Origin of the sequence: Nonomuraea sp. NPDC001636, assembly GCF_040298265.1 — a bacterium.
Classification (GTDB): domain Bacteria; phylum Actinomycetota; class Actinomycetes; order Streptosporangiales; family Streptosporangiaceae; genus Nonomuraea.
This window is the reverse complement of record NZ_JBEOZT010000045.1, coordinates 1-6,189: the sequence shown is the minus strand read 5'-3', so window position 1 is coordinate 6,189 and position 6,189 is coordinate 1. Positions and strand designations below refer to the sequence as shown.

Below are 6,189 nucleotides of genomic sequence, written 5' to 3'. Positions count from 1 at the left end.
GTCGTCCTACACCACATCCATGGCGCCCCCGACGAACGTCCCCTTCCCTGCCACCGTGTGCACGAGCTGCCGCCGACGCAGCTCCCGCACGACGTTCCGGACGGTTGACCTCGCCACGTCGAACTCCGCCTCCATAGCCAGCTCGCTCATCACCGCCTCGCCGGCCAGCAGCTCACCTCTCAGAATCTGACCCTCGATCATCTCGGCAATCTGCACATAGATCGGCACAGGGCCGTCTCGGTCGAGCATGCTCATACCTTAGACGTCGCGATACAAGCAGATGAGTGAATCTCAATCCTGGGGCCACGACTCTTCCGGCGACACGTAACTCCCGCGCTGCGGCACGGTGTAGATCCACCCTTGCTCCCGCAACAACGCCATGGCCCGCCGCACCGTCTCCCGCGCCACGTCGTACTGCTGCACCAACGCTGTCTCGCCCGGGATCGCCCGCTTGGGCTGGAAGTGCCCCGCCCTGATCTGCTTGGCCATATCGGAAGCGATCTGCCGGTAGAGCGGCACTTTCCGCTGCTTGCGCGGCGCTTCATCAGGCGCGCCGACGAACGTGCCCTCGCCCTGGACCGTGTAGATGAGCCCTTCCTCGCGCAACACGTGGATGGCCCGGCGGGCCGTCGTCCGCGCGACCCCGAACTCGTGCTGAATGTCGGCCTCGCTCGGCACGGGATGCCCGGACGCGAGCCCCTCGACCCGCCGTCGAAGGATCTCCGCGATCTGTACGTAGATGTGGGTGTCGCCGTCGTAGTCCAGCACACCGGCAACATAGACGAAGGTGTACGAGCCCTCCCATATCCTCCTGCCTGCTCAGACAGAGTCATCTTTCCGAATAGACGAGCGGATACAACCAGACGTATCCTCCAGCCATGGCCGTACTCCCCCTGGACTACGAACACTGCATCGGCATCCACCTCCCAGATCCTTGCCCAGGCCGCACAGCCATCCGCTGGTTTCCCACACGCTCCCCCTACGAACGCGTACGGGTCCGGGCATACACCTGCCACTGCGCGCCCATGATCTACGAGCTCTGCCAAATCGGAGGGCAGCGCTTCATCCGCCGAACCCGCAAGAACGGCAGAATTCCGATCCTGGAGGAGACCTTCCGAGGCTCCGCCCTCAGAACCCAGCTGCTCTGGGACTGTCTGCTGACCGGCCACGCCCGATAACCCGTGCACCTACAGACCAGCACTCACCTTCGGCTCATCCTCGCGGCCGTAGAGGAACCCCACCCCTGAGTCGGTACCTGCGGTAGCACGAACCCCGCGTTGTTTGCCCGCCTCCGCAGCAACCTACCGAGAGAGCCTGACAAAACCAGCCCTCCCGACCGAACGCACCCCCTCAAGCTCCGTGCGCCGCTCAAGCGCAACGCTGCGGCCTTGCGTAGGCCAGCCCCTGTAGACCAATCCGTTTCGCGACACGAGTGGCCGGCGACGCCAGCCAACGACGATGGCGGCACCGCTACAAACTCGCAGATTGCTCACGAGGGCTTGCCGAGACCCTTTGCCACCTGAATATATTTATGCGCCATCCTGAGCAACGCTCGGCAGCCCCGGTCGCCGTAGTGCAATTCCCCAACGAGCTCTCACTCAAGCCTGATTTTCCTGACTAAGAGGGACAGATTGGTATTCCGTCCGAAGCCAAGCCGAGAAGAGAGAAGTAGGAGCCACAGTTCCAAAACGGCTTTGCACGCCATCTCGAAGGCGGCACACTGTTCCTCGCGGCCATCACGTTGGCTCCTTCGTTCTCGGACAAGGCCCTAGAAGGAGTACGGGATGGCCGTCACCATTTCCCGACGCCTCCCCACTCCTGGCCGATCCGATCAAGCCAGCTCTGAAGCCGACCTCCAGCATCATCGCCATCAAATGTTGAAGCAGTCGAGCACCCCCAACAGAGAGCCCTCGGTCCCGACCAGGGGCTCAACGCCGCTCAGGCATCATCTTTCGCCAACAGGCGATCCAATCTGAGCCCGAGATCATCGAGCTGGAACCGTAGCCCCTCAAGCATCGTCAACGTCTCCGCCAGGCTGGCCTTGCAGCTGTCGTCGAACCGTTCCCGAAGGCGCGCGATCTCGAAGTTGAGGATCTCAAAGTCTCGGCCGACCCCTGAGCGAACCTCGACGATCTCCGCCCTCGCCGTAGCCAGCCCTGCCAACACCGCATCACGCCCACTCGTGCACGAGCGAGCCTCCAGCGCCTGCAGACGGAGTTGTAGATCGAGGATCTCCACCTCAACGTTCACGTACCCCTACCCCTTACCAGTGGACGACGAGGGAGCCCACCCACAGCGGCTGTGCCCCCACTTGCTGCGAGCACATATTGGCAAGACGTCCCCGCCTGAAGCGATCCCAGACAAGGGCCCCGGAGTGGTTTTCTTCCTCCACCGACCGCGCTTTTCCGGTGAACGTCCACATTCGCCTGCCTTGTCGGGGGAAATAAGACCACCTAGATAAGAAGGATCAACCTGCCGCCGCCCCCGGCAAAGGGCCGCAGTCAGGCCCGAGCGCTTAAATGAGCGTCCGGAGCGAAGATGTGCCATCGTTCAGCCTCACTCGCCCGGCTGTAGAAGCACGCAGAAGTGCGTACGTAGCACCCCTATGTCCTGTCGTTACCTGGCATATAGTTGGATATGAGTTGACAGCCTCTCGAAGAGAGAGACCGCAGAATTAGCTGAACGCGTGGACGTCGCACCCTGCTGACGGGCCGTTCGTAATAGGCGGTGGGCCGGCCACCGAAGCGAGCCGAAGCTCGGCCTTGCACGAACTACCACACACAGCGCTCGTGATCATCATCTTGCACACAAAGTGAGCGTGGACCAGGACGTCACGAGAACTCCTGTTACCTCATCGAGCTCGGCCCCCTGCCGCTCGGCGCCCGGAGTCCCGTCGAGGCGCGCAGGCCGCCACGGCACTCGCCACACCCCTCGTCCGCATTGGCCTGACCTGTCGGCAGCAGAACAAGCTCGCTCGCCCACAACCGGCCCTTTCCGAGCGGGGTCGTCCGCGATCGCACGAGCCGATACACCTCAAAGGCAACGCTCACGATGTTGACTGCCCCGCACGCCAAGGCTTGACCTCCGGATCCACGCCGCCGATCCGCGGCGACATCGCGACAAGGGCCAACGGCAGCAACAGCCCCAACTCAACGGCAACAGCGGCCTTCAGGCGGTCACCAAGGCGCCGACGTGGTCGTCACCCTGGCAACCCCCAGCGCCCGCTACGGCCAATTCATCGACCGCATAGCGAGATCCTTGCCGGGCCCCCGACATAGGAGTAGAGCGATCTGCAACGGACAACGCCAGGAAATCCCCACCTGTCATCCAGCAGCGTGGCGAGCAGGCGATGATCGGCTTGATGCTTGCCCGTGGGCCCGATGGATCCCAGTGGCGAAGCGCTACACCGCGCCTCCCGCCGCCCTCGATCACACAGCCGATCAAGCCGGGACGGCAGGCACCTTACCCAAACAACTAACAGGCGCCTGCCAGCACCAGCGCCCTCACGTCAACCCTTACGTTTCCCCATTTTGATCACCTCGGTCAGCCGGAGTTCCAGACTCGCCAGCACCGGATCTCTCTGCTGTACCGATCCGAACCCCGCCTCGCGAGCAGCCGACGGCCCGGCGTCGTAAGTCATGACAGCGCCAGAATGCACCACAACGTCGCCGTTCACGTGCCTGCCGATGCCTTGCGCGGCCTGCACGTCCCTGAGCAGACGCCCCCAGGTCCCGTCCGCCGCCCAGCGGCGCTGCCGTTTGTAGACCGCGATCCAGCATCCGAACCGATCCGGGAGGCTGCGCCAAGGCGACCCGGTTCGCGCCTGATACAGCACCCCGTTGATCAGCTTGCGCTGGTCTCCGTGCCGTCGGCGTCCAACGTCGCCGTCAGGCAGCAACGGCACCAGCCGTTCCCACTCCGCATTCGTCAGGTCCGTATGGCGCATTTATTCCTATCCTCGACTGCTTTCTGCTCTCACCCTCGTCACCAGGACAATAAGGACGGCCATCGCAAGCTCCTTCGAATAGCAACGATTCAAGGGGTGAAGGAGGCTTGCAATGGCCGCAGGAACCAGTGTGCCTTCTCCGTCATGGCCGGCGCAGCAGATCGGCAAGGATTGGCCAAAATTCTCGAGCACCTGCGACGAGAACGTAGGCCATCAACGACCTTTCCTCATGACTGCCGTCTTGCGCTCAACAGTAACCTGTAACACGAACAGCCACCATCTTAGAGATGATGGACAATCCGGCCCAATGCCCTTTGAGCAGTCAAGCGCGAGTTTCGAACATGCGACCTGCCCGGCGCCACCCCGTCAGGCTTCCTTGGTGAGGGACGGACGGAGGGCGGCTGCAGGCTTCCACGGGCTGCCGGCCATCGAGAGGATTGCGAGGTCGGGGTCCGTTCTTGCCGCCGGCTTCTCGCCCCACGAAATCTATTCGCAAGAAAGAAAAGCGTGGCCCCGTGCTTTCCCGGATGCGCGGGACCACGCTTGGGTGAGTGTGTTGGCCGGTCGACGTCCATTACGGCCTCAGCTCGTGCCATTAGGCTTTCATGGCCGCCTCATGTGTCCCCCTTTTTCGACGCTACCGGAGGAAGGTTCCTTTCGGGCGCCACGGGTTCATGCGTCCGTGGAGGTCCTCGATGAAATGATTCACATAGAGATCCGCCTCCAAGCCGCATCCGTGATGATGAGGTGGTCGAGAAGACGCAGCCCCACTGTCCGGGCGGCCTCGGCGAGGCGGGCCGTGACTTCAAGATCGGCCTCGCTGGGATCGAGTGAGCCTCCAGGGTGATTGTGGGCAACGCCGAACATGGCGCCACCGGTGGTGAGCACAAGGGAGATCGTCTCCCGCACGGGCACCGTCGTGTGATCGGCGCCGCCCTCCGTCAGCACCGAACGTTTCAGCACTCCACCTCGCGTATCGCACACCACCACGACGAAGCGTTCATGCCCGAGGCCGCGCAGTAAGGGGGCACAGACCTCCGCGAGGTCAGATGTGCTAGCGACGCGCATTCGCGCAGGTTCCGACGCCGCACGCCGTACGAGATGAAAGGCCGCCGCCACGCGCGCGGCCTTGGCCGGCCCAATGCCTCGCAATCTGAGCAGCCGGTGTGGATCAGCGCGTCCGAGCGCATCGAGATCGCCGCAGTGTTCGATGACTTGACTGGCCAGTTCCAGCGCGCTCGCCCCGCGGAAGCCGGAGCCGAGCAGAACGGCCAGCAGCTCCCGGTCGGCAAGCACCGCCGCGCCGCTCGACATGAGCCTTTCTCGCGGCCGATCGCGCTCATACAGATCTTTGACTCGCATTCGCAACCTCCGCACCCGTTCTATCAACGAGGACCGACAATCTCAGACTCCGAATTCCAGACCGATAAAGGATGTGGTGGGCGGATATATCGCTCTTGAGCTACGTCGACGACAACCGCGATCCGCGAATGTGAAGAATGACCGTCTTCGCAATGCCGCGACGTGCGTCAAAGCGGCAGGCGAGTGATTTTGCGCGGCATGATGGGAGGGCTGTTCTCCAGCCACCGGATGGTCGCCACCTGGAACACGCGGTTGGCCAGCGTCGATGTTGGCACCGTTGACGCTGGTGGGTGCTCAAGGCACTCGCCCGGGGCGCCCGGTACCGTCGCTTGCGGTCTACCGCTTGCTCTCGACCGCTCTTGTTCGCCCGAAAGAGTGACAGAATGCTCGGAGATTGGATGCCATGCTAGAAAAATCGAGCCGATATCCGGAACAGCGCATCGCCCTGGCCCGCCTCGGACCAGTCGATCACGCCGGTGACCTCGTCGCCGTCGACGAACACGTGCGTGATCTGCAGATCGCCGTGCGTGAACACCGGTTTCCAAGGCCGGAGCGCAGCCGCGGCAACCTCGCGATTACGCGTGACCAGATCGGTCGAAAGGGCGCCATTCGTGACGAGCCACTCGCATTCGGCGTCGAGACGCGACGTGACCTCGTCCAAGCTCTGACGAGGCCATGGTGGCAGGGGCGCGTCGTGCAGCATCCGCACGGCGGCACCCACCGCGGCCCATGCCGCCGGCGACGCGACAGACGGCTCGCCCAGACGACCGTGTGCCGCCTCTGGAACAGTGAGCCGTTTTCATCCCCGTGCGGTGAGTTGCTGATCACAGCATCATCGCGAGGTTGACGTTCGCCTGATGACATGGCGAAACCCCTGGTAG

General features: G+C 63.3%; 6 protein-coding genes. All 6 read right to left on the bottom strand.

Annotated features, from left to right (window positions below; all coding sequences use genetic code 11):
* Positions 1–6: 6 nt before the first annotated feature.
* The gene (locus tag ABT158_RS47010) at positions 7–249 is read right to left on the bottom strand and encodes a GntR family transcriptional regulator (protein WP_352365279.1); all 243 of its coding nucleotides are present in this window, start codon (positions 247–249) and stop codon (positions 7–9) included.
* Between the two features lie 42 nt (positions 250–291).
* Positions 292–768 carry a GntR family transcriptional regulator gene (locus ABT158_RS47005; RefSeq protein ID WP_352365277.1) on the bottom strand — a complete coding sequence of 159 codons (477 nt, stop codon included), beginning with the start codon at positions 766–768 and terminating at the stop codon, positions 292–294.
* A gap of 1,170 nt (positions 769–1,938) precedes the next feature.
* Positions 1,939–2,250, bottom strand: coding sequence for a hypothetical protein (locus ABT158_RS47000; protein ID WP_352365275.1), 312 nt, complete (start codon positions 2,248–2,250; stop codon positions 1,939–1,941).
* Between the two features lie 1,258 nt (positions 2,251–3,508).
* Entirely contained in the window at positions 3,509–3,946 is a 438-nt protein-coding gene (locus ABT158_RS46995; protein WP_352365273.1) for a transposase, read from the bottom strand.
* A 705-nt stretch (positions 3,947–4,651) separates the two neighbouring features.
* Complete coding sequence (locus ABT158_RS46990) at positions 4,652–5,308, bottom strand: JAB domain-containing protein (protein ID WP_352365271.1); 657 nt, start codon at positions 5,306–5,308, stop codon at positions 4,652–4,654.
* A 406-nt stretch (positions 5,309–5,714) separates the two neighbouring features.
* The gene (locus ABT158_RS46985) at positions 5,715–6,071 is read right to left on the bottom strand and encodes a phosphotransferase (RefSeq protein ID WP_352365358.1); all 357 of its coding nucleotides are present in this window, start codon (positions 6,069–6,071) and stop codon (positions 5,715–5,717) included.
* Between the last annotated feature and the right edge of the window lie 118 nt (positions 6,072–6,189).